The 20,614-nt window shown below is 56.3% G+C and carries 17 protein-coding genes and 1 pseudogene; 3 read left to right on the top strand and 15 right to left on the bottom strand.

Features of this window, described 5'->3' with window-relative positions:
* Window positions 1–178: 178 nt before the first annotated feature.
* Genes ACT3UQ_RS18565 through ACT3UQ_RS18530 form a run of 8 tightly spaced genes read right to left on the bottom strand, consistent with a single transcriptional unit; the run spans window position 179 to window position 9,915 of the window.
* Window positions 179–763, bottom strand: coding sequence for a DUF4913 domain-containing protein (locus ACT3UQ_RS18565; protein ID WP_444637683.1), 585 nt, complete (start codon window positions 761–763; stop codon window positions 179–181).
* The gene (locus ACT3UQ_RS18560; RefSeq protein WP_444637682.1) at window positions 760–2,493 is read right to left on the bottom strand and encodes a type IV secretory system conjugative DNA transfer family protein; all 1,734 of its coding nucleotides are present in this window, start codon (window positions 2,491–2,493) and stop codon (window positions 760–762) included. The genes ACT3UQ_RS18565 and ACT3UQ_RS18560 overlap by 4 nt, the downstream gene beginning before the upstream one ends.
* Window positions 2,474–3,961 (bottom strand): ATP/GTP-binding protein, encoded by a 1,488-nt coding sequence (locus tag ACT3UQ_RS18555; RefSeq protein ID WP_444637681.1) that lies wholly within the window; start codon window positions 3,959–3,961, stop codon window positions 2,474–2,476. Before ACT3UQ_RS18555 ends, ACT3UQ_RS18560 begins: the two co-directional genes overlap by 20 nt.
* The gene (locus ACT3UQ_RS18550) at window positions 3,958–5,547 is read right to left on the bottom strand and encodes a hypothetical protein (protein WP_444621147.1); all 1,590 of its coding nucleotides are present in this window, start codon (window positions 5,545–5,547) and stop codon (window positions 3,958–3,960) included. The genes ACT3UQ_RS18555 and ACT3UQ_RS18550 overlap by 4 nt, the downstream gene beginning before the upstream one ends.
* A 6-nt stretch (window positions 5,548–5,553) precedes the next feature.
* Entirely contained in the window at window positions 5,554–7,629 is a 2,076-nt protein-coding gene (locus tag ACT3UQ_RS18545; protein ID WP_444637680.1) for a hypothetical protein, read from the bottom strand.
* Window positions 7,626–8,387 carry a hypothetical protein gene (locus tag ACT3UQ_RS18540; RefSeq protein WP_444637679.1) on the bottom strand — a complete coding sequence of 254 codons (762 nt, stop codon included), beginning with the start codon at window positions 8,385–8,387 and terminating at the stop codon, window positions 7,626–7,628. The genes ACT3UQ_RS18545 and ACT3UQ_RS18540 overlap by 4 nt, the downstream gene beginning before the upstream one ends.
* Window positions 8,387–8,713, bottom strand: a complete 327-nt coding sequence (locus tag ACT3UQ_RS18535) for a hypothetical protein (RefSeq protein ID WP_444637678.1) — start codon at window positions 8,711–8,713, stop codon at window positions 8,387–8,389. Before ACT3UQ_RS18535 ends, ACT3UQ_RS18540 begins: the two co-directional genes overlap by 1 nt.
* A gap of 2 nt (window positions 8,714–8,715) precedes the next feature.
* Entirely contained in the window at window positions 8,716–9,915 is a 1,200-nt protein-coding gene (locus ACT3UQ_RS18530; protein ID WP_444637677.1) for a MinD/ParA family ATP-binding protein, read from the bottom strand.
* An 89-nt stretch (window positions 9,916–10,004) separates the two neighbouring features.
* Here ACT3UQ_RS18530 and ACT3UQ_RS18525 point away from each other — a divergent pair, with 89 nt between their 5' ends.
* Genes ACT3UQ_RS18525 through ACT3UQ_RS18515 form a run of 3 tightly spaced genes read left to right on the top strand, consistent with a single transcriptional unit; the run spans window position 10,005 to window position 12,295 of the window.
* Complete coding sequence (locus ACT3UQ_RS18525) at window positions 10,005–10,478, top strand: hypothetical protein (RefSeq protein ID WP_444637676.1); 474 nt, start codon at window positions 10,005–10,007, stop codon at window positions 10,476–10,478.
* Window positions 10,478–11,698: a M23 family metallopeptidase gene (locus tag ACT3UQ_RS18520; RefSeq protein WP_096288970.1), complete on the top strand. Its 1,221-nt coding sequence runs from the start codon at window positions 10,478–10,480 to the stop codon at window positions 11,696–11,698. The genes ACT3UQ_RS18525 and ACT3UQ_RS18520 overlap by 1 nt, the downstream gene beginning before the upstream one ends.
* Before the next feature lie 33 nt (window positions 11,699–11,731).
* Window positions 11,732–12,295 (top strand): phosphatase PAP2 family protein, encoded by a 564-nt coding sequence (locus tag ACT3UQ_RS18515; RefSeq protein ID WP_096288968.1) that lies wholly within the window; start codon window positions 11,732–11,734, stop codon window positions 12,293–12,295.
* Here ACT3UQ_RS18515 and ACT3UQ_RS18510 read toward each other — a convergent pair.
* The 7 genes and pseudogenes from ACT3UQ_RS18510 to ACT3UQ_RS18480 form a co-directional block, all read right to left on the bottom strand.
* Window positions 12,272–12,901: a hypothetical protein gene (locus ACT3UQ_RS18510; RefSeq protein WP_096288966.1), complete on the bottom strand. Its 630-nt coding sequence runs from the start codon at window positions 12,899–12,901 to the stop codon at window positions 12,272–12,274. The genes ACT3UQ_RS18515 and ACT3UQ_RS18510 overlap by 24 nt on opposite strands.
* A gap of 129 nt (window positions 12,902–13,030) precedes the next feature.
* A complete protein-coding gene (locus tag ACT3UQ_RS18505) occupies window positions 13,031–13,660 on the bottom strand; it encodes a hypothetical protein (protein ID WP_444637674.1) in 630 nt (209 codons plus the stop codon).
* A 457-nt stretch (window positions 13,661–14,117) separates the two neighbouring features.
* Entirely contained in the window at window positions 14,118–14,426 is a 309-nt protein-coding gene (locus ACT3UQ_RS18500) for a DUF4193 family protein (RefSeq protein WP_444637673.1), read from the bottom strand.
* Between the two features lie 98 nt (window positions 14,427–14,524).
* Window positions 14,525–15,022, bottom strand: a pseudogene (locus ACT3UQ_RS18495) (ISL3 family transposase); the annotation flags it as partial.
* 291 nt (window positions 15,023–15,313) lie between these two features.
* Window positions 15,314–18,211, bottom strand: coding sequence for an FAD-binding and (Fe-S)-binding domain-containing protein (locus ACT3UQ_RS18490; protein WP_444621212.1), 2,898 nt, complete (start codon window positions 18,209–18,211; stop codon window positions 15,314–15,316).
* Window positions 18,212–18,517: 306 nt separating this feature from the next.
* Window positions 18,518–19,702 (bottom strand): FAD-dependent oxidoreductase, encoded by a 1,185-nt coding sequence (locus ACT3UQ_RS18485; protein ID WP_443439037.1) that lies wholly within the window; start codon window positions 19,700–19,702, stop codon window positions 18,518–18,520.
* Between the two features lie 90 nt (window positions 19,703–19,792).
* Window positions 19,793–20,605, bottom strand: coding sequence for an amino acid ABC transporter ATP-binding protein (locus tag ACT3UQ_RS18480; RefSeq protein WP_443439035.1), 813 nt, complete (start codon window positions 20,603–20,605; stop codon window positions 19,793–19,795).
* Between the last annotated feature and the right edge of the window lie 9 nt (window positions 20,606–20,614).

Raw genomic sequence — 20,614 nt, 5'->3', positions numbered from 1 at the left:
AGAATCATTCTTACGCGAACTCGAGATTAGTCCAACGCTTATTCTAAGGATTGAGTTCCTAATACTGCTATATGCAAATTACGAATGAAGTCGTCGAGTACTCACTAACCAAGTGAGAAACTGCCGAATTTATCTGTGCTTTTCGCGCTCGTCAGGGGCCTTTCAGGCTCATTGCTCGTTACTCTTCTTTCTTTTGATACTCTTGCCCGAGCCATCGAGAGAACTGATCGTTCACCTGCTCGGGTACCGGATCTATCCGGTCAGCGGCGCGGTGTTCGCGCCTGCATCCAGCCATTCCGCCCTTATCGACAGGTGCGTTGACGATATCCAAGACATCAGGCAGGTAACGCAGATTCCAATACACCAAATCACTGTTGGGGCTTGTTGAACCGTAGTTGGCGGCTTTCCAAGACAGGTAGAACCCCATGAGGTGGGCGACGACGTTGGGGTGGCGGAACCAACAGGAAGGGATCATGTTGGTGCTTTGCCCAGCCCCATACGTGGTGTTGAACCACGGCAGCCACTCATTAATTTCACCCAGTAGCTCAGCGTTTTTCTCGGGTTTGCCTTGATAGAGGTTCCATGGGGACGGCTCTGACTCTTTGCTCTTTTTCAGCAGCGTTTCCAGCTGGCCAGCGAGCTCTACAAGGACTGACTCTTGTTCCTTCAGCCCTTCCTCAACCTTGCCCTGACGTTCGACCAAAGGTTCAACGATGGGGACCAGTAACTCGATCAGCTCATCGCGGTTACTCTGCTCGCTCAACGATCCACCTCCTTAGTTCCGATCTGATCTGCATCGAGGAAGACTTTGCCGCAGGTGCGCAGTGTTTGGTCTTTCATGTCTTTCAAGTGCTTGTGGTCTTTGCGTTGCCACACCATTTCGGTGTGCACCACGTGCGGCGGCAGGTTCCGGTATACGGCCGTTGCCTGCCCGAACCGCAGATGCTTGAGCTCTTCAGCGCGCACGACAGCTTTCTCCTCCGTACTGGTGGTCCTCGAGCCGCCGGTTTTGCTGGAGGAATGGCTGATGCGTGCCCTATCCCGGACGCCCATGTCGCTGGCGTAGGTTTTCAGATCTTCGCTGTTGATGCCGGGGAAGATCAGTTTCAGGCTGGCGTTGGATTCGATGGCTTTGGCTTCTTCCTTGCCCCAGCGTGCTTCGTTCTGGATGAAGGACTGGCTGATGCCGATTACTTGGATGCCGCGGCCTCCGGTATCGGTGATCAGTTCGGCCATGTTGCTGAACGCCGCCACGTTGGGTGCTTCATCGAGCACCATGCGGAAGACCGGCCAGAGCCGGCCAGAAGCAAAAGTACTGGATTTGCGCCGTGCGGCCCGGTACACCTGATCGGCGAACATCGTGCTCAGCGTACCTAAGGGAGATTTTTCGCCGTCGACCACGATATGCAGTGTGTTCTGCCCTTCAAGGAAATCGTTGATGTCGAAAGCCTCGGCACGCCGGAATCGGAACTGGGAGAGGACCTTCTCGGTGACCAATGGTTCGGCCAGGGAGAGCAGGGTGGATTTGATGGAGTCTTCGGTTTCCCCGGCCCGCGATTCGGTGCGCTCACGCAGGGGCTGGATGAAGGCCCTGGATTTGTGGTTGTCTTCCAGGATCGTGATCGGTTCTGGGTTGTGGGAGTCGAAGATCCACAGCAACAGATCATCCATGGTGCGGTCTTCCAGCGCGGCGGCATGAAGCAGCCGCCCGAGGACGGAGCCTGCTTTGGCGCTGAACCAGGAACCGTTTTTAGTGCCTTCCATGGGGGCTGCGTTCGCCCACGCTTTGCCGCGTTCCAGCGCTTCATCTTCGTCCTCGCACCCATAGATCGGAGTCCATTTCACCTTGTGGGGCCACCCGGTGATGTCCTCCCAGTCGCAGACAAATACTTCGCCTTGCGCTTGGCGTGCGGTGGCAGTCCAGGCGACCACGTCGGGTTTGGTCGACGTCGCCAGGACCGGGCCGGGTGCGCCCAGCACCATGGGCACCACGATGCTGGAGGTTTTGCCGCCGCGGGCCGGGGCATAGACCCACATGCTGTCTTCGAGCTGGATATACAGCGGCACTTTTTTGGACGCGATGGTGTAAACAGCCAGTGCGATGAACGCTTCAGCGGTTTTCCTGGTGACCGACGGCCCATAGATCTGGCGTGCTTTATGCCAGGCGGCGGTGAAGCCCATCATCGAGGTGATCGCCGCACCTTGCGGATTGAACGTGGTGGTGTTTTTGCGCGGGCTGATCCACAGTTCGGCGACCAGCACGTAACCCACAATGAGCAGGACAATGATGCCGCCGAGGATGAGCCAGGAAGCGGCCGGCCAGGAAAGATCCCCGTCCAGGCCTGCCTCGAGCAGATCCAACGGATTCCACGACACGTGTGAGCCTGTCGGGGTGATTTTCTCGCCCCAGTTCAACGCTGCCAGCACGATCCCGGCAAGCACCGCGATGATCAGGAACGTGGTGAAGCTACTTTCACGCTGTGGGGAGGCCATGGTCCTGCTCCTTTTCACTCGTCGTCCGCGCTACCAACGCTTTGTCGGTGTCGGTGAGGATTGTTTCCACGTCGCTGCGCAGATGCTTCACCTCGAATGGGGCTTCGTTGCCGATCTTCATCAGGCAGGTGCCGGTGGCCAGGTTCAGGATCGTGGGGTAGCTGGAGGCTGGAAGGTCGAACATGTCCACTGCTGCCCTCGCGTCCGGTGCTTTTTTCTGCTGGTAGACCAGCACGGTGTCGCATTCTTTGATGATCGCTTCCGCGTCGGTGCCGGCGGGGATGTCGGAGACGTGGTGGAAGAAGAACCAATTAGACAAGCCAATAGCGCGGGAGACTTTCTGGTTGCGGCGGATCACCTTGGCGACCGAGGTCTGGACCAGGTGCCAGGCTTCCTCGACGACGAAGTGGGTCTGGCGGCGGTTCTTGGCTTTGAACAGGCGGTTGGTCATCCACGTGTTGATCACCGTCATCACAATCGCCAGGGCGGGGCCGTTTTCCGGCAGCTGGGAGACGTCGAAGACGGTGAGCCCATCTTTGAGTTTCACATCAGGTGTGGTTTCGTTGTCGATCATTCCCGCCAGGTCTTCTTCAACGAAGCGTTCAAGCTCGAAGGCGACATCGTACCCCCATTCGCGCAAGGTGGCTTTGTCGATTTCCAAGTGGGTGGAGTCTTCTTCGGCCGGGTCGATCATCCGGTTGATGACCAGCCGGATCGTGGGGGTAGCGCCCTGTATGGCGGCGTCTTTCAGGGCGCGGCGGTGTGCTGTGCGCAGGGCTTTGCCTTCGCGGGGGCTGATCGGCCGGCCCAGGACTTCTTCGGCAACCGCACGCAGCAGCATGGACTGGCTGGGCGGGGTTTCGCCGGTGGTGCTGTCTTCTTCGGTTTCAGCGGAAATGGAAGGGTCAAAAATGTTGATGCAGGATCCTCCGCCGCCGATCTTGAACGTGACAGGTTCCCCGCCCTGGTACCGGCATAGTTCGGCGTATTCGCCTTCTTCCGGGTTGGAGTCGCTGGGTTTCTTGTCGATGACGATGACGTTGCGTCCGATGATCATGGGGCGCAGGCATCCCCATGTTTTCCCGGCGGAGCTTTTGGCGGAGCCGATGTCGCCGATGACGACGACGTTGGCGTTGTTCACGGTGTGGGGGTAGGCGAAGATTGGGTCGTGCATGACGCCCCACCCTGATTCCAGATCAATGCCGAACAACAGCCCTTTATAAGAGGTGGGGGACCAAGGGACGGCGAGGTTGCTGACTTCAGCCTGCCGGGTGGTGGAGATTGCGCCTTCCGGGGCTGGGTCATAGAGTCCGTAGCGTGAGCCTTTGCGTGTTTGGCGTCCGGCATCCCAGGTGATGTCCGGGCGCTGCTCTGCCCGTGGCGCCGAGACAGATTCGGTAGGCAGATGTATCTTCTTTACGGCGGTTTTGATGGTTTTCTTAGGTGCTCTAGTGAAGATGCTGATCATGTGCGGATTCCTCTTCCCATAGGCAGCACGGCCATGAGGGCCATGTCGTGGCGGTTATCGAGCCAGTACAGCCGGTCGATGCCGCAATCGGTGGCGACGGATTCAATCTGGGTGGAGACCTGCAAAAGTTTTTCTTCTGAATCCACGGTGAAGCTGACGTAGGCTCCCCATTTCACGCCGTGGTGACCGCTGCCGGGCGTCAGGTCCACTGCGCGCTGATCGGAGGAGTTGGACATGACCTGTTCGGTGCCATCCGAAATCTTGCCTTTGGACGCGTCCGAGTGGCGTTTGGCTTTGTCGCTGGTGCGGTCCGACATGGCTTGGGCGCGCGCTTCTTTGGCATCAACGACTTCGTTCACCCAGGACACCGAGTGGATAACTGCCGGGACAATCCCCGAGACGAGCTGGCGCATGGCTTGGACTGGCAGGGCGGATCCGGCCATGAACCCATCCCTGGGGATGTAGGCCACACGGGTGTAGGCGTGGTTGTTGACCACGACCGCCTTGGAGGTCTGTTCCTGGTCGAGTTTCTGCCAGACCGCCTCTAATCCCACGTCGGTGTCATCGATGGCGTACGTGTAGGGGTCTTGCAGGTGGGCGAGGATCCCGGCGGCCATCTGCGAATCCACAGCCCTGTACCCGCGGATGGCTTTATGCGCGACGGCTTGCGCCATGAGCGCTTGGGCTTCTTGGACGATTGCCGCGTGCACAGCCATAGGCCCTGGCTGCTGGGCGTTGGCGGCCCGCTGCAAGGCGGTGCGGTTATCGAACCGCAGCACCCAGTAGCTGCGGTGCTGCTCGGCCCGGTCTTCGACCTGCAAGCACAACTCCTGGTAGGAGCGCACCAGGTTTCCGTGGGCGTTGGGGTCCACATAGTCGGCGAGCCAGGACACGTGGTCGGTGATGTCCAGGGGGATGGAGCGGGTGAAACTCTGGATATGGGACACCGCACTGGTGCGCCGCGCCGCCCGGGCCAACACACGTCCAAAACCCACATGGGGGATGTCTTCCACGTCTTCTTCCACCACTCCGCCGGCGCTGCCGCGGACCTCGAAGATCACGGTATAGAAGGCCGGATCTGAATTGGCGTGGCGGAAGACGGCGAGGCGTTCGCGGGCGTTGAAATCAACTTCTTTCACGCTCAACCGTCCCACCATCAACGGGGCCGGCTGAACGTGCTCTTTGCGGCGTTCGGCGCGGCGCACTGCGAACCCGCGGGGCCGGACCGCTTTCTTCTTGTTCTTCTTCGCTGCCCGGTATTCCTGAACGCTGGCCAACGCAGTCTGTTCATGGACGGGGTCATAGACACCCAGCCCGGCGTGCTTGCGGTATGCCCGGTAGGCGGTCTCGGTTTTCAGCGCGGCGTAGCTGCGTCCCCCATGGATGTTCATGGGAACGGTGATCACCACGCTGAGCACAGCGATGACGAGGCCGGCGAAGAGGAAGAAGAACTGGTCCATGCCCATCAAAACCACGCACGCGGCGATCCCCAGGCCGGTCCAGAGGACGACCTGTTCGGGGGTGGAGCGGCCTGAGAGCAGTCCGCGTTTTTTGAACTCGCCGCCGAGGGCTACCTGACGTGCCATGAGTGATCACCGATCCTTGAAGGAGTCCCACGAGTCTGGGTCTGCGTCGTTTGCGGCCATTCGTGCTTGAGCTGCAGCGTTGGTCGCGGCGTATTTGGTTCCGGCCAGCAGGCCGACCGCGCCGGCGGTCAGGGGGCTGAAGGCTGCTGTTGACGCCACAGAGGCCACTTTTTTCGCCCGGCCGGACGGCGGGTTCTTCCGGCCCTGCCCAGAAGAGGAGGAAGGTACATTTGGCCCGCTCGAGGCAGGCGCAGAGCTGTTCTGGTCGGTGGGACCTTGCCGTGCTGGGTCAGTGCCGCCGGCCCGGGCTGAGGGAGCTGGGCCAGCTTGCTCGCCGTTATGATTCGGGGATGCTGGAGGTACAGGGTTCTGGCCTTGCTGCGGGGTGTTCGCCGCAGCTGATGTGGGTGCATCGGCCTGGTTTTGGCTGGAGCGTTCGTGTGCGCCATGGGTTTTCTGCGGTGAACCGGTGCCCGGACTCTGGGCAGCAGTGTTGCTGCCACCGTGTGGGGAACCGCCAGAGGAAGGACCGCTAGGTCCGGCAGAACCGTCTTGTCCACTTGAACCGCCTGAATCGCCTGAATTTTGTGCGCTGCGGCTTGTGGCGGCGCCTCGCCGGTTGGAGATCGCGCGGCGCACCGACCCGGCGCCACTGCCGATTGCACCGCCTACGGCGCCGCCGACACCGGCAGAAATTTCCGGTGAGATCCCGCCGAATTTCGCTTCGCGGCTTTCGAGCACTGGCATCCACCGGAAGATCGCTGCGGGGGATAGGACGATCATCAGCATGATCGCGGCTGTTGCCCCCAGGTTGCCGACGTTCACCAGCACGTCATCGACCCCGTCCTTGAAGGCTGGCTGCGAGGCGAGGATGCCGAAGACCGCGCCCAGCACGAGGAAGGCGAAGGTTTTCAGCAGGCTCATGGTGCCGATGGTCGTGGCGATTTTCATGACGTAGCGACGTGTCTTGGGCGAAAGCAGCATGCCGATGAGCAGCGCAATGGCCAGTCCCATGAGCTGCTGGAAGATCGGGATCAGCAGGAAATACACCAGCAGGGCCAGTGCTCCGACGAACAGCAGTCCGAAGAACAGGATGGCAGCTAACGGGCCGAACCAGCTGGTGGATTCCAGGGAGGCGAACCGGGAGATGACCGTGATGAAGTTGCTGATTGATTCTGCCGCCCAGTCACTGGTTCCATCGGTGAGCGGGGCGACGCGTTGCTGCAGTTCGTTCATGACCCAGGGTCCGTAGATGACCATGAACAACGCTGCTGGCAGGTAGTAGAGCAGGGATTTGCTGAAATCGTCGTCGCTCATCTCCCCGTTGCTGTGTTGTTTGAAGAGGAACATGATCATCAAGCCGAGGCCAACGACTCCCAGCCCGGCGTAGAGTGCCCAGCGGTCTTTGAATTCTTGGGCAGACGCGTCGAATTCGGTGGTCGAGGAGATTTCCTCGAGCACTTTGGAGGTCATCGCGATGGATTCTGACTTGCTGCTGTTGGCCAGTTCGTCCAGGTTCGATTTGGGATCTGCTACGAACTTAATGGTGTTGTCGATGGCGTCGGTGACGTTGAGCAATGAGCGGCCGAGTTCGCTTTGTTCAAGGAATCCACGGATCTTCTGGCCGGTCCATGCCTTGAAATGGGCGTTGATTCTCTTTCCAAGGCAGTGCTGGAATCCGTCGCCACTGGCTTTGGTTTCCTTGAGAGCGTCGCAGAAATCCATCTTTTCGCCTTCACCCAAGATGAGGGTTTGGGCCGTGGGATACATGAGGTGCAGGGCATCACGCGTCTGCTCTTCACAGTTCCTTTTCTGGAAAGCGAAGATGCTTTCCATCTTCATGTAGTACTCGAACTCGCCGCATTTCTCCTTGGCAATCCCTCTAAGAACCTCATCAAGAAGCTGGGTCTTCTCCTTCTCAGGCATCTTTTCGAAGCGTTTCACCTGGTCCTGGGTGAGCGCTTCTTCCACTTTTGTGGTGTCCTCATCGGCGTGGACCGGCGATGGGGAGGCGACTAAGAGAAATGTGGAGAGGAATGCGATCACCGCCAGAGAGGAAATGACGCTGAGAAGCTTTGTCACTGGGCCAGCTCCATCCAGCCATCCCGGCTCAGTGGGTTGCCGTCTGAATCGGTGAACAGATCACCAAGAATTTCGCGCGCGGAGGAAGGTTCTTTCTTGCCTTGCGTGTAAAGAAGCTGGGTTTCGGGTCGGTAGGTGGCGTTTTCGCCGCTGAAATCAAGTTTCCAGTCGTCCTTTTCCCACACCAAGAGCTGTTCGACGACACGGACCTCCACCGCAGCGGGAACAGTTCTCCCATCAATGGTGAACGAACTGTTTTCGATCCGTTGCACTACTGCGACGGACGCCGTTTTCCCCGCTTCGCAGCTGACGACTTTGAAAATGGCCGGGTCAAAAAGCATTTTCTCGGAGGTATCTCCGTCTTTGGCTAATGAACGCAGCGCGTCAATATACTCTGCGCCATCCTCGTTGTCGGCAATGATGGTGTTCAGGGTTGCTTCACGCTGTTTCCAGTCACCGGTGCCGTAGGACTCGGCTGGGATGTAGTTGATCGCTGCGCGGACTGCGTCGTCGCAGGAGGCGGTGTATCCGATGCGGGTTTGGCCATCTTGTGCGGTCTTGGTTCCGCCTTCGTTGGCGCGGAACTGGGATACAGGGAACCCGTTGTCGCTGATCCGGGTGGGTTCAGTAGGCGTAGTGGGTGTGGCCGCCGAAGTGTTGTGCTTCGTGGTCGATGAGATGAAGTAGCTGGCGACAGCAACCAGCACAATGGCTGTGACGACTACGGCTGCGATGATCAGGCTCCGGCGGCTTGTCATTAGAGCATCCCCGCCACTTTGAGCACCGCACCGATGAGGACGCCAAAGGCAGCTACCGCGATGACTGCCACGCCGCGGCGTTTGAGCTCGTCAGTGTGTTCGCCCATCTCCTCGTAATGGCCTTGTTTTCTGGCTCCGGAGAATTTCACGAAGCTGGTCAGAAGTTTCACCGATACATAGATCAGCACGAGTCCCCAGATGACACCGAGGATCACGGTCAGAGCATTGTCGAACCCTGAGCCAAGCGGTGCAATGTCGGGGGAGACGCCGTCGAAAGGGTTCTTGACTTCTGCTGTTACTTGCAAGGTGGGGGTGAATGCTTCCATGGTTAGTTTTCTTTCTTGTTTCGTTTAGCGGATTCTGCTCGGACGGCTGCCTGGTGCATGCCTTCGCTGACTGCGGCAGCAACTTTTTCAAAAGCTCTCACGGACTCATCTGTGGCCAGCTGCCAGTCGATCAGCCCGTTGGTGTCCAGGGCTGGTTCGTAGGGGACAGGAAGGAAAGTAGCTTCCTCGCCCAGGGCTTGCTCGAGCATGGTGCGCAGTTCTTTGCGCCGTTCCGGGGCCACCGCGCGGCGATGGGAACCGGGGGAGATGACGAGGACCGCGTGGCGGCACAGCGCGGCATAGTGGTCATTGCCAGAGAGATGGGACATGGCTTGGAGCTGTTCGATGGTGCGGAGCACTGAGACGACGGATTTATCGTTCATTTCCACGGGGAAGACCAGCTGGTCGGATCTTTCAATGCCGGCCAGCCAGTTCTCGGCGCGCGTGTTGTTGCCGGTGTCCAGGACGATGACGTTCCAGAAACGCTGGACTACTTCGAGCAGTTCGTTGAGGGTTTCGCGGGTGAGCATCTGCATCCGGTCAGGATCTTCATCCGAGGCGAGGACTGCGAAACGGTTATCGCCCTGGGGGCGGGTGAAGTACTGGACATCGCCGCTGCGGGTGTGCTCATTTTTGAGCTCTTCAAGGGCATCGAGCAGGTCGATGATGGTCAGGTTTGATCCGTTGGAACGGGTGCGCACCCCGAGGGTGCCCATGGTTTCGTTGTTGTCCATCGCTAAGACCGCATGGTCGGCGGTGTTGCCGAGGGTGGAGGCCAGCGCCACGCTGATCGAGGTTTTCCCCGACCCGCCGGCCGGCTGGGCGACAGTGACGGTAACCGGGCGCGGGTAGACGCGGCGGATGGAAGCCAAGGTGGCGCGTCGGGCGAGTTCTTGGGGTCCTGGTTTAGGGGAAATGAGGCCGCCGGTCCATGTGCGGATTGTGCGCTGCCAGCCTTCTTCGGCAGGCAAGGGTGTTTCCAGCGCGTCTGATCCGGTGATCGCGCTGCTCAGTGTTCCTGTGACCAGTGGTGTTCCGGTGAGCAGAGGCGCTGCGCGCGTCGGTTCTGGTGCGGTGGGTTCTACTGGTTCTGGGTTGTTGAGGATCTGTAACGAAGCTTCTGGTTTGTCGGAAGCGTTCGGTACGGTCAAAACATCGGTCTTCGCTTTTCTGCGTTCGTCGCCTGGCCATTCGGTGCCCATCTGCGTCCCCTTTCCTTGGATGAACCCATAGTATCAATTAGTCTTGATATAGTCAGTTTCATTCCAAAATAAGACTTTGAAGGGTTTTGATGACACGCCGAATCATCCTGTCCACCGCCGTGCTCCTGACGGTCTCACTGAGCGCCTGCACCCCCGCGCCGGACCAAGAAACCAGTGATCCGCACGCGGATCACGGCCCCATGCATGAGATTGAAGCCTCCCCGGAGCAAGTGCAGATCGATGAATGGAACCCGCAGGTTTCGGCTGAAGCGAAACACACCGCAACCAAGGCCGCCAAAGCCTACGCCCGCCCGGACCTTGACCAATCCGCATGGTTCAAAGCCTTGGCGCCGTATCTGTCTCAGAGTGCACGGACCAGGTTCCAGCAGACCTCAAACCTCAACATCGCCTCCACCGAAGTCATCAAGGTGCACGAACCTGTCCAAGGCGTTTCGCCGGCCATCGCCACCGTGAAAGTGCAGACCAACGCCTCCACCCTAGAATTCTTGCTCAGCCGCGCTGACGGGCAGTGGATGGTCGAGAAAATCACGAGCAACAGCTGATGAAACGCACCAAACGCCGGGGAATCTTCACTGTCCTGGGCCTGATCAGTGTGCTGCTGTTCGGGATCGTCTTTGGCGGGATCCTCCTGCTGGGGGACAGCCCGCGCAGCGAGCCCGACACCGAAACCGACTGCTCACCTAACAGCGCGGTGCCCAAAGAAATCAACGTCAAAAACCTGCCCACCACCGAGGTCGGATCCTACAACAAGCAGCAGCTGACCAACGCAGCGATCATCATCAACGAAGCCAAGTCAGCAGGCGTCCAGCAGCACGGGGCGATCATTGGACTGATGACCGCTATCCAGGAAAGCTCGTTGAAAATACTGGCCAATGACGGGACCTGGCAGTATCCGCAAGGAACGCAGGTCATGACCGAAGCCGAATGGGGGCAAGCGCGCAAAGTCGTCCTCGAATCCCTGGATCTTCCACACCAGGGAGTGGGGCACGCCTGGGATGCGCTGAGCCTCATGCAGCAGCGGCCCAGCGCTGGCTGGGGGACCGTCGAGCAGATCATGGACCCCTCCTACGCAGCCAGCGCCTTCTTCGACAGGCTGAAAAAAGTTCCCGGCTGGAAATCCTTGCCTTACGAGCTGGCCGCGGAAAAGGTCCAAGTCTCAGGACTGCCAGATAACTATGCAGACCAACGCTCCGATGCGGAACTGCTCTACGCCGCGCTGCACGGCGCCCAGGTCGAAGTCAGCGATGACGAGGAATCTTATTCCCAGTGCAAGGACGGGGGAGACACCAGAAAGCCGGAATCAGGGGATTCTTACGATGGCCCGAAGAGCAATTCCGGGTGGATGTTCCCCGTGGAGACCATCTCAAAAATCCAGTACAACTACGGAGAAAACCGCGGCCTGTGGCCCCACGCTGGAGAGGATTTCAGCTCACCGAAAGACACCCCCATTTATGCTGCCGCCGATGGCCAGGTCATCCGGGCCAGCTGCTCAGACCTCGTTGTGGGCCGTTCTCCCTGCCAAGTTCAGGTGGATCACGGAACCATTGATGGCCAGCGAGTTAGCACGCTCTATGTGCACATGTATGAAGACGGGGTACTAGCCCAGGTGGGGGACGAGGTCAAAGCAGGGGAGCAGATCGCCAAAGTCGGTACCAACGGCAACTCCACCGGCTACCACCTGCACTTCGAAGTCTGGGTGGGCAAAGCAGACACCAGCCCGGTGGAATTCCTCAAAGAACAAGGCGTAAGCATCCCAGGCTGAAAAATCCACTACTCGTGTTGCTAGGCTCGAACGGTGGAAAAATACGCCAAGCTCATCAGCCATCTCGCCTCACCACCAGCGGTCGTCACCCTCGTCCTGCTCAGCACGCCACTGCGGTACCCTGGCCTTGCATGGCCGCCAACCTTGCTGGCCACCTTCTTTGCAGGCCTGGTGCCCTGGGCGGCTTTGATCTGGATGCGGCTGCGCGGCCGGGTCACCGACGTGCACGTGACCGAGCGTCATCAACGCTGGCCGATCCTGCTGGTGACTCTGATTTCCATTCTTGGAGGCATCGGCGTGCTGCTGGCCATCGCAGCACCGAGTCAGATTATCGTGGAAGTGCTATTCATGCTCGCCGGGCTGCTGATCGTGGGCGTCGTCAACCTGGTCTGGAAGCTTTCGATCCACGCAGCGCTGACAACGTTCGCGGTTTTGCATTGTCTGTTGGATCTGCCGGCAGGAGCGCAGATCGCGGTCGCCGTCATCGCACTGGTGGGATGGGCAAGAATCCGCGCCGGGCACCACACTCCCACCCAAGTCCTGGCCGGAACGCTGACCGGTGCTCTGGTGAGTCTAGGAGACTTTCTGGTGGTGTAAGCGTGGGGATGGCTGGAGTTCGCGGCGGTGCGTCAGCAAAGCAGAGATCCATCCCAGCGTGACACCGGCCAGAACACACACCATCGCGGGATAGACGATCAGATCCGTCAGCCAATCCAGCTGGCGGTTCGACAGCTCCACCAGATGCCCCATAGGTGAGATCTTGCCGAAGGCGAAGCCAAATGCCATCAGCTTCTTCGAATAAAACGGTACCCGATACACCGAACCAGTGTTGGCCTTCAGCAAAGGGTTCACCAGCATTGCAGACACCACAGACGGATAGACGTACATGGACAGCTTGTAAAGCACGACAGCTGTGTCTGTATCCCTGAAATCATCGAGCCCCATGCTGGAATACGAGAGGTCTGCCGCGAAGAACAACACGGTCATCAGTGCCACGCATAGAGGCAGTCCGACAGCTGAGAACCGGCGGATCTTGGTTGCAATATCGCACCGGCCGATGCTGTGGGCGATCTGGACCCCGGCGGCGAGGAACACGAAATTGATGCAAAAATGCGAGATGAGATTCGCCAGATTGATTGAGCCGAGAAGGCGATCAATGAAGAGGTAGATAGGTTCTACTGCGAGCCAGAGGCCGATACTCATTCCTAGATGGGTAAGCCATAACCAGAGGTTGCCTGTGCCTTGAATTAGCCGGGGAAGCCTCAAAGCAAGCACTAGCGTGAACGTGCTTGCCAAAGTTATTGCTGCCCAGGAAGAAAAAACCATAGGCTTTTAGCCTAGATGATTTTCAAATGTCTCCAAATTGCGTACCTGTTTTCCCACTTCATGAAGGCGTTTCTCCGTGACAGCTAAAAGCTGTCCAAGTGGAACATTGTTAACCCAGTCAGAACGGCAATCCGTGTCCCAACCTGCCTCTTTGCCGGTCAGAACACCCGAAACCACCAGAGCTGAAACCAAAGGGAAACTGGCATATTGGGCGATTTCGAGAGCCACATCTTCTCGTAACCGGCTGCGCAGCATCTTCCACAAGGTCGGCTGGGCTACACCGAGCGTTTGTTGGATATGGGCTCGAAGATTTCCATCGTCGGCGCAATCAAACCAATGCAACGCCAAATGATCGTAAGATTCCTCGCCGAGTTCAGTCTCGTTGACTGTCTCTGAGTTCAAACGATGAACTGTTCCCTGCAAAAGGCCTGCCGTGGGAATGAACGCTGCTATTTCGTTTGGGGCGGGCGTGGAGGTGGTGATGCTTGCGAATTCCTGGAACCGGGTTAGCTCGTCCAAAGGATCCAGGTCAAGGCCGCGTGCGATGGCAGTAATGGTTGAAGGGGCCACGCTGCCACGGCCGACTTGCTGGGTAAGGCGTAATCGGGGAAGACCTGAAAGTTGAGCAAGGCGCACGAAGCCAATGCCTGGCGCCACTGCATCCAGCCACGATTGAACTTCAGACCGCCCGAGCTTCACCCGCGGCTCATTCGAGCCGCTACATGAGATAAGCGCGACAGGTACAAGTGAACGTTCCCCATTTGCCTAACTTATCGCGTTCTCACATGAGAATTGTTCAAATTCAGCAGGGGACAAGACACAATTCGGATACGAAATCCGTTCTGTTATCAAAGATAGACACATTGTGCGGAGCTTCTTCCACATGTCGTTGAGTGAACCTCCGATGTACATGGCAATCAACAGCTAAGAAAAGATCGAACGACCTAGCGTAGGAAGACGACAGCCAAACCAGCTGTCAAGATCGGTACCCGACATCACGAGACGAACCACATGGTGATGAAAGTATTCTGGCCCTGGTGTATTCAAGAATCTGATTTCATCCGAGTAGGGAGTGTGTAGCTACATCGAATGTTTAGGCGTATTCAAGCACACAATCGCGACAGATAATACCCGTCTTGGTTTGTTCCTCGGCCTGGCTTTGATGCCGGATAGTAAAGCATTCGATGCAGACAAATTCGTCCTCAGCCTGTGGGACCACATCAACAGAGAGCTCTTCGTCAACAATTGCGCCGGGAAGCTCCAACCCCTCAGAGGCATCTGCTTCGTCGAGTTCAGAGTGGACGCTCTTCGCACTGGGTGCATCCATTTTTTGAACGTCTTTAAGCGTTTTCTCCGAAGCTTCCGCTACATCGGGACGTACTTCATCGTAATCTGTGGCCATAACATTCTTCCTACTTATCTCAGATAATCAACGAAAGCACATTTTAATAAGTAGGCAACCGGCCGTCAAGTGGGAACGTCGTTTATCTGACAATGCCCATCTGAAAATCCTAGTCGTTGGATGAAAATGCGGTCCACATTGGCAACGAGCACGCCGACCATGTTCAGTCTGGCCATGACCGTGGGCGATGAAACCTAGTATGCGGACGCGACCTGAGACACGGCTCGTAGTTTGCAGCTCATCTCGTCCACGAGCTTCTGAGACAGGCGGGTGGTGAGGTGTGATCGGAAAGGTAGCTGCTCGGTGGTTTGCACGAAGGGACGGCGTGGGTACGCTGCTTCCTGACAGGCTAATTGACGCTTGCGGACGTTCACTTGCAGGTCGGTGCCGCCGATGGGTAGATCTTTGATCCGGTGCATTGGTCTGGTTTTGATGCGGCTGGTGAGTATTCCGCAGGATGGGCCGGCGGCTTCACTTTCAATGGGTTCAACAAGGACTTGGCGTCCGTCAGGTTCTTGGCTGACTGTGATGGCTCGGTAGTCGGTGAGGTTCAAAAGAATCGACATAGCGTCGATTCGGCCGGTTTCCTTGAACACTGCTCATAGTTTCTTGGCGTATGAAGTGTTTTGGTTGACACCCATTTTCGCTGAAGGGAATGCGAGACTCTCACTTATTTTTCGGGGTCACCACGCTAAAAACGAAGAGTCGTAAAGGCTATGGTGTGTTTCAAAATTGCGCCGGAGAACAAGTATCCTAGCTCTTCTCTAGCTCTGGGCATTCAGCCAACTACGCAGGGTAAATGTAATTGCAAAACTAAGCCACTGGCTAATCTCAGGATAAGGTAGATTCAGGTCACTGTTGACGGAACCTAATTCCAGGGGCTTTATTTATCGGGATAAAGGGTCTAAGAGTGCAGCAGCGAGCACCTGGGCTAAATGCATACCTTTGGCATCGGTCCCCTCGGATATCTGTGTGCGGCAGGAGAAACCATCGGAGAGTACGAGATCTTCATCGGCTCGCTTACGGATAGCAGGAAAAAGCTCGCGCTCTCCAAGAGACCGAGAGAGCTCGGCGTGGCCTGGTTCGAATCCCCAGTTCCCGGCTAGCCCACAACATCCGGTTTCAATTTCACGTTCGTCGATACCCAAGGCTTCCAGTACTTTCGCTGTCCCAGAATGCTCGCCCATCGAACGTTCATGACAATGAACTTGGGACACCGCACCGGTGTTCAGTATGCCAAAGGGCCAATCCTTATCGGGCTTCCCATCCGCTGACAGGTGACGGGCGATCAAATCTCCGAAAGGTACCACGGCTGCTGAGAGCCTCATGGCACGTGGGTCATCCGGAACTAGCTCTGTGATTTCGCTCCCCAGCATCACGGTGCATGAGGGTTCTAACCCGATAACCTCATAGCCAGAATTTAGCAGCGGTTCCATGACTTTCAGGGTGTGCCGGATAACCTTTCGAGCGACGTCTAGCTGTCCAGTGGAGTGCCACGTCAACCCACAACACACGAATCCATCAGGAATAATTACCGTGTATCCAAGAGCTTCGAGCACTTCGACAGCGGCCTTGCCAGGTGAGGTGTCCAGGTGGTTATTGAAGGAGTCGGGCCATAGGACTACGGTTTTATCGTCTGGCGTGGCGGTACTGTTGCGCTTTTTGAACCAGGTTTGGAGAGATTCGGGGGAAAAAGAGATCATAGTTCTGGTGGGTTCGATCCCACCGAGCTTCTTCACCAGGGTTTCAACCGTTTTGAACCCCATCAGTCTGTTAGTAGCCCGAGCCGCACCGGGGATCAGATGCAGGATCTGGGTGAGCGCCGGTAGCCATCCCATAGTGTAGTGGGCCATGGGGCGTAGCCGCTTTTGGTAGAACCTATACAGAAACTCGGATTTATAGGTAGCCATGTCTACATTGACCGGGCACTCGGAAGCACACGCTTTGCAGGAAAGGCAAAGATCCAGAGCATCCTTTACCTCAGTGGACCGATACGCCTGTGGTAAAGACTCACCGCGGAACATTTCCGAGAGCACCCGAGCGCGCCCTCGTGTCGAGTCGACTTCATTCCCGGTGGCTTGAAATGAGGGGCACATGGCTCCTTCCTCGGACCGGCATGCCCCCACTCCGACGCAGCGGTTGACCGCATTTACCAATGAGCCTCCATCGCGGCTCAGTACATGTAGGGGAAGCAGTTCAAAATTTCGTTGGCCTGGTCCCGGGCGGACTCGGTCGTCTACGCTTTCTGGATCTACCAGAATCCCGGGGTTGAAGATTCCTCCCGGGTCAAGAATGTTCTTGAAGACGCGGAACGATTCCAGTGCCTCGGCACTATATATACGTGACAAAAGCTCAGATCGAGCCCGGCCATCGCCATGTTCTCCAGATACAGAACCGCCGTAACGCGCAATGATGTCGGCTGCTTCCTCCATAAAAGAACGGAATGCGAAAAGCCCAACTTCACTGCTAAGTGTGAAGGACAACCGAATGTGTACGCATCCCTCACCAAAGTGTCCGAACGGGATGCCGCGTAGACCATGCCGATCCATCAAAGCGTAAAGATCGCGCAGATAGTCTGCTAAATGTTTAGGAGGTACTGCCGAGTCTTCCCAAGAAGGCCAAGCTTCACCTCCGTCGGGCAACCTAGTGACTATGCCAGCAGCGGCTTCTCTAATTCCCCACAACGCCTTGATCTGTTCATTTTTTGTGACCACGATCGACTGCGTAGCTGCGCTCACCGTTGCCACGAATTTCTCGGCGTTCAGTTGCGCATGCTCCGTCGTATTCCCGATCGCTTCGCAAAAAAGCCACCCACCGGCATCGTCTTTACCATCAAGACGATTAATCCCGGGCAGCTCGGAACCCGCGGATTCTTGGCCTGGCCTCGAACGCAACGCTTCAAGCAGGTCATAACCCATGCCTTCAGCTGTTGTCATGCCGGTGCCCCGGACAAGAGCAGCAGCTTCGGCAGCATCGAAGACCGTGTCGAATGCCAGCACGGCTAGCGCGGTAGCTCGAGGACGTTCAACCAGCTTCACTGTGATCTCAGTGATGATGCCACACGTCCCTTCGCTGCCCGCTAAAGTCTTGGCGACGTCAAAACCGTTCTCCGGGAGCAAATAATGCAGTCCGTATCCTGAGACTTGTCTAGGAAACTGTCCTAATTCGGTCCGCAGCGTCTTCAAATATTTGTCACGAAGCGCCAACAGCGAAGCATTGATAGACGGGTCGTCAGTGCCGCTGGCCCCGAAGACAACTTCTCGCCCATCAGCCAGCATCAGAGTAACCGACTCAACATTTTCCGCGGCCGTTCCCCAAACCAATGAATGTGAACCGCAGGCATTATTGGCAACCATTCCTCCAACGGTGCAACGGCTATGAGTCGAGGGGTCTGGGCCGTAGGTTAACCCAAATTCTTCTGCCGCATCACGCAGCTGGTCGCAAATAACACCTGGTTGGACTCGTGCTGTGCGAGATTCAGGGTCAATCGACAAAATCTGATTAAAATACCGAGAAGTATCGATCACTAACCCTTCACCGATGCTATTACCGGCTACCGATGTGCCACCACCGCGCATGGTGATTGGCCAGCCCTTTTCGTTGGCCAGAACAACGGCTTGCCGGATGTCTTCCACATTTCGCACTTCAAGGACAGCAGCAGGGACACGGCGATAAATCGACGCATCTGAAACGTAAGCTGCTCGCGTGGTCATATCAGTTCGCAGCAGATCATGGATCGTTCCTGACGGCAGGATGCTGAACGAGTCTGATAAAACTTTATCCATGGATACTGCTCACGATCTGGTGTTGTGCGGTGATGGAAATTATTATGTGGTTGTTCACCTGGTCCATCGCCCCATCTAGGTTGGTATTGAAGTTCTCAGATGGTATTTCGGACCCAGGTATCGGAAAATAGACGAGAAATCTATACGTAATCGTTCCTAAACGGAACCTCCAACGGGGCAAATGACCTGTTCAAGAAGACACCGTCAAAAAGAATGTCTCCTGAATCATGATCAGTGCACCTTTAAGACTGCCCCCGTATGCATTTTGGAGTTCTGTACGCCGTTTCATAGCCGATTTAGTAGCAATTAAGCGCCTGATGCTCTGCTTAGCCGTTCCCAATCGCGACTAGAAGATTCTCGTTCGTGGAATCTCTCCGGGTTTGCAAATGCGATGTCTGGGTTTTGCTCGTCGAGCGAAAGTTCCTTGGCAACGGCCTCGCCAACCCCCGCAGCCATTTTGAAACCCTTGCCGGAAAACCCTGTAGCCAGATAAACCCCAGGCATTTCATCGAGCCACCCGATGAGCGGATTATTGTCCATCGAATAAAGATCGGGATAGGCTTTTGACCTTACACATGTGGGAAATAATCCCGGTAGGAACTCTTCTACAGCTTTATTGCACCTATCGATTTCTTCAGGTGATAGGTCCCGATCCATCTCTGAAATTCGCAGGATTTCTTGTGGGGGAACGATGCCTCCCAACTTCACGGTACTGCCATCGATGGCGGGAGCACCCCACATATGCAGTCCCTCTGAATCTCGCATGAAAGCGGGGAAAGTATCTGCTGAGAATTCCTTCGGGTTCCTGCTTGCATACCAGGTCAAAAGGATACGGCCTGACTTCAACCACTTGGAATAGCGTTCGGGTATCAAATTTTGGGACCAAGCTCCTGCGGCAATGACTACCTTTTCAAATGACAGCCGTTTACCATCAACTTCGATTTCAACATACGTCTCATGAGGGATGATCCGCTCAATCTGAGCGGAGGAATGCACAGTTGCGCCGTTGATCTTAGCCTGTTCAATAGCGCTAAGTACTGCCAAATCTGTCCTGAGCAGTCCACCGCGCGGATCGAAAAATCCAATGTCTGATGGCAGTAGACGGTGCTGCGGATAGGTCTGTTCCAGCCGATCATGGGCCAGTCGATCAAAAGGAATTTCGGTCTGTGAGGCACTTTTGGTGAACTGCTCAACATAGTCACCGTGGTCGGTTCCTATTGTTATTGCCCCATTGTTTTGGTCTAGAACGGTCTGCCCACTGATGCTACTTAATTCTTTCCATAATTTTTCGGATTCGGCGAGAAGAGCACTGTATTCAGCGCCTTCCCGATAGGCCATACGGAACATTCTGGTATCGCCACCTACTGCCGTGTTATCCGACGCCGGATGAAACTGTTCGAACCCGACGACTCCTTCAGTCCGCAGCGAAGTGCGCCAAAGAATCATGCTTCCGATGGTTCCCAACCCGATGACTGCGATTTTTCCGTCCATTTAAATACTCCAGTGATTTTTAACGCATAGCCCTTGTGGATCCTTGCGTTAAGGTTTCAACGATGTGTGGGTGAGGTCAGATAATTACTGTCACGATTTTTCATTTATTCCGGAGACCCGGGCGAGGAACTCGCGTGTTCTGGGGTTTTTCGGGTTCTCAAAGACTTCTTCGGGGGTGCCGTCTTCGATGATCTTGGCCTTATCCATGATTACTACTCGATCTGCTACTTCCCGGGCGAACTGCATTTCGTGGGTAACCACAATCATTGTCATGCCGGCTTGCGCCAGGTCCGTCATAACTCGAAGTACTTCACCGACTAACTCTGGATCGAGAGCCGAAGTTGGTTCATCGAACAACATAACCTCGGGGTTCATGGCGAGTGCGCGGGCAATAGCAACTCGTTGTTGTTGTCCACCTGATAGCTCCCCTGGGTAAGCGTCAGCTTTACTAGAGAGACCTACTTTTTCAAGTAGTTCAAGAGCAACTTTCGTCGCGTCTTTCCGTGATACGCGGTTAACCACTGTTGGTGCTTCGATGATGTTCTGCAAGACGGTCAAATGCGGAAATAGATTGAACTGCTGGAACACCATCCCCAGTCTTTGGCGTTGCCGGGCCGTGGCTTTCTCACTGAGCAGCTCCATCGAGCCGTTGACTTCTTTATAGCCGACATACTCGCCTAACACCCGAATTTCTCCCGAATCAAGTGTTTCTAGGCGGTTGATGCAGCGAAGCATGGTGCTCTTACCGGAACCAGAAGGGCCTATAACGCATAAAACTTCACCACGTTTGATGTCTAGAGACATATCGTCCAGTACAACCAGTCGCTCAAAATTCTTGGTTGCAAACGATTTGGTGATTCGTTTGAGCTCAATGACAGTTTCAGACTTGATAACTTCAGACATGAGCGTCCT

The sequence above is a fragment of the Glutamicibacter sp. AOP12-B1-11 genome, from assembly GCF_052379245.1.
Classification (GTDB): domain Bacteria; phylum Actinomycetota; class Actinomycetes; order Actinomycetales; family Micrococcaceae; genus Glutamicibacter.
This window is presented reverse-complemented; position numbering and strand designations above follow the sequence as displayed.

Excerpts from the sequence above, each read along its gene's own strand:
- ACT3UQ_RS18500 (WP_444637673.1), bottom strand. The coding sequence starts at position 14,426 with ATGGCCACAGATTACGATGAAGTACGTCCCGATGTAGCGGAAGCTTCG.
- ACT3UQ_RS18550 (WP_444621147.1), bottom strand. The coding sequence starts at position 5,547 with ATGGCACGTCAGGTAGCCCTCGGCGGCGAGTTCAAAAAACGCGGACTG.
- ACT3UQ_RS18535 (WP_444637678.1), bottom strand. The coding sequence starts at position 8,713 with ATGGAAGCATTCACCCCCACCTTGCAAGTAACAGCAGAAGTCAAGAAC.
- ACT3UQ_RS18490 (WP_444621212.1), bottom strand. The coding sequence starts at position 18,211 with ATGGATAAAGTTTTATCAGACTCGTTCAGCATCCTGCCGTCAGGAACG.
- ACT3UQ_RS18480 (WP_443439035.1), bottom strand. The coding sequence starts at position 20,605 with ATGTCTGAAGTTATCAAGTCTGAAACTGTCATTGAGCTCAAACGAATC.
- ACT3UQ_RS18560 (WP_444637682.1), bottom strand. The coding sequence starts at position 2,493 with ATGGCCTCCCCACAGCGTGAAAGTAGCTTCACCACGTTCCTGATCATC.
- ACT3UQ_RS18555 (WP_444637681.1), bottom strand. The coding sequence starts at position 3,961 with ATGATCAGCATCTTCACTAGAGCACCTAAGAAAACCATCAAAACCGCC.
- ACT3UQ_RS18540 (WP_444637679.1), bottom strand. The coding sequence starts at position 8,387 with ATGACAAGCCGCCGGAGCCTGATCATCGCAGCCGTAGTCGTCACAGCC.
- ACT3UQ_RS18525 (WP_444637676.1), top strand. The coding sequence starts at position 10,005 with ATGACACGCCGAATCATCCTGTCCACCGCCGTGCTCCTGACGGTCTCA.
- ACT3UQ_RS18485 (WP_443439037.1), bottom strand. The coding sequence starts at position 19,702 with ATGGACGGAAAAATCGCAGTCATCGGGTTGGGAACCATCGGAAGCATG.
- ACT3UQ_RS18510 (WP_096288966.1), bottom strand. The coding sequence starts at position 12,901 with ATGAGTATCGGCCTCTGGCTCGCAGTAGAACCTATCTACCTCTTCATT.
- ACT3UQ_RS18530 (WP_444637677.1), bottom strand. The coding sequence starts at position 9,915 with ATGGGCACCGAATGGCCAGGCGACGAACGCAGAAAAGCGAAGACCGAT.
- ACT3UQ_RS18520 (WP_096288970.1), top strand. The coding sequence starts at position 10,478 with ATGAAACGCACCAAACGCCGGGGAATCTTCACTGTCCTGGGCCTGATC.